Below are 2,134 nucleotides of genomic sequence, written 5' to 3'. Positions count from 1 at the left end.
GCATTATGCTTATTCGGAAAAATTTATGGAGAGTTTTCATAATCAGAAGAATTTAGTTGCACATAGAAGTATTGTGCTAAAAAGCAGTAAATACTTACATTCTATTAAGAATAGTGCTAAAATCATGCCTGTATTAATAATTTCTTAATAAAAGCTCAAGTATTTTAGATAAATTGATGATATAGCCGACTGTCTACCAGCAGGTTAAGAAATTCTGAGAAATTAGATAATTATCTATATAAAGGAGTAAAACGCGGATGTAAGGGGGTAGAGAGCGACAAAGTATTTGATCGGCTAATAGAAAAACTTACGGCTTAATTAATGATAAATCCCAGGGTAGATCGGCGTCAAAATGCAGTTGACCTTGGTGAATTTGAAGGGGTGAAGGGATATTATTATAGTAAAGTTTTCCTGTGCCTAACCCTTGGGGGGCCGTAACTTTTTTGTAGGCAGCAAATTGAGCAATAGCATTTAGTCCGATATTAGACTCTAAAGCCGAAGTCATCCACCAGTCAATGTCACGTTCTTCGGCTAACCGAATCCACTGCTCAGTAGCTGTTAGTCCACCAAGTAAGGTAGGTTTCAAAATGATATATTGGGGATGAATAACATCTAAAAGTTTAGCTTGCGCCTGATAATTGTATACACCGATCAGTTCTTCATCAAGGGCAATAGGCAAGGGAGTATTACTGCAAAACTTGCGCATTTCTTCAATCTGACCCGCAGCAATGGGCTGCTCAATTGAATGTGGATCGTAAGCGGCCAATTGCCGTAGTTTATCTAAAGCTTCGTTAGGGGAAAACGCTCCATTGGCATCTACTCGGATGGTGATCTGTTCGGCTGAAAAGTTTTCTCGGATGTAAGCTAGTAATGACAACTCGGTAGCAAAGTCAATCGCTCCTATTTTTAGTTTAATACAGTTAAATCCCTGGGCTAGTTTTTTATCTATTTGTCGTTTCATAAAATCCCGATTACCCATCCACACCAAACCATTAATCGGAATAGGGGGGAAGCTATCATTCTGAAAGATAGTAGGAAATATTTTTCGTTTTCCTTGGTATAATAAATCTCGTAGAGCCGTTTCTAGTCCGAATCGTAAAGCCGGATATTCTACTGGAACTAATTGCTGAATTAGGCCATCAATCTCGCTTAGATGGTTTGGGATCGAGTAATTTTCAAGCTTTCGTAGCACTTCCACTATTTTCTTTTCTATTGTAGAGTGGTAGTCAGGGCTTAAGCCTTTCAGTGGGGCGCACTCGCCGATACCCATTGTATCTTTACACTTTAAAATTATGAAATAGGTGTCGTGCTCCGTAAGGGTGCCCCGAGATGTTCCTGCTACGAAGGTGAATTTTAGCGTATGTTTTGTATAATTAGCTTGTAGTTTCATATGATTGGAAAATTGCAGATTAAAAATTGTAAATTGAAGATTACTTCCCGTTTTTTACCCTTCGCTCGTAATCATTTAATCCGCAATTTTTTATGAAAGACCCTGAAGACTTCACCTTTGATGTTATTGTAGAAATCCCCAAAGGAAGCCGCAATAAGTACGAGTATGATCCTGAAAAAAAAATGATTCGTTACGACCGGATGATCTTTTCATCAATGTTTTACCCGAGCGATTACGGGTTTATTCCCGAAACGCTGGCGGGTGATGGTGACGCTCTGGATGCACTGGTACTGGTTTCTGAACCTACTTTCCCCGGTTGTCTGATAGAAGTGAAGCCTATTGGTTTGTTTCGAATGCGGGACGAGAAGGGGCCCGACGCTAAGATTCTTTGTGTTCCAGTTAGCGACCCTATCTGGAATAAGGTAAATACCCTCGACGAAATTAATCCCCATTTGAAAAAGGAGATTGAACATTTTTTTCAGGTGTACAAAGATTTAGAAAAGAAAAAAGTGGGAATTGATGGCTGGGAGGATAGAGAAGCCGCTATTGAGGTTTACTGGGAATCTAAAGAGAGTTACAAAAAAAATAGCTCCGATTAGGACTTGTCCGTACCATAATACCAAGTTTTATTTATTCAATATGATCAGATATGCCCTACGCAACTGCCTATTATCGAGCCACTCCTAGTAAGCTTCTTTTCTTTATCGTGGCGGTTTGTCTAGGACTTATATTCTACTCGTATCA

At 39.3% G+C, this 2,134-nt stretch carries 2 protein-coding genes; one reads left to right on the top strand and one right to left on the bottom strand.

Translation table 11 applies throughout. The features are described from left to right. Positions 1 to 307: 307 nt before the first annotated feature. Positions 308 to 1,390: an o-succinylbenzoate synthase gene (locus tag WBA23_RS23035; protein WP_424584628.1), complete on the bottom strand. Its 1,083-nt coding sequence runs from the start codon at positions 1,388 to 1,390 to the stop codon at positions 308 to 310. A 92-nt stretch (positions 1,391 to 1,482) separates the two neighbouring features. Between WBA23_RS23035 and WBA23_RS23030 the strand changes: the two genes are divergently transcribed. Then, positions 1,483 to 1,989: an inorganic diphosphatase gene (locus WBA23_RS23030; RefSeq protein ID WP_424584627.1), complete on the top strand. Its 507-nt coding sequence runs from the start codon at positions 1,483 to 1,485 to the stop codon at positions 1,987 to 1,989. The last annotated feature ends 145 nt before the right edge of the window (positions 1,990 to 2,134 follow it).

Origin of the sequence: Tunicatimonas sp. (assembly GCF_049647865.1) — a bacterium.
GTDB lineage: Bacteria > Bacteroidota > Bacteroidia > Cytophagales > Cyclobacteriaceae > Tunicatimonas.
Note: the sequence above shows the minus strand (reverse complement) of the source record. Positions and strands in the feature narration are given on the sequence as shown.

Coding starts and splice junctions, on each gene's coding strand:
- WBA23_RS23035 (WP_424584628.1), bottom strand. CDS start 1,390: ATGAAACTACAAGCTAATTATACAAAACATACGCTAAAATTCACCTTC.
- WBA23_RS23030 (WP_424584627.1), top strand. CDS start 1,483: ATGAAAGACCCTGAAGACTTCACCTTTGATGTTATTGTAGAAATCCCC.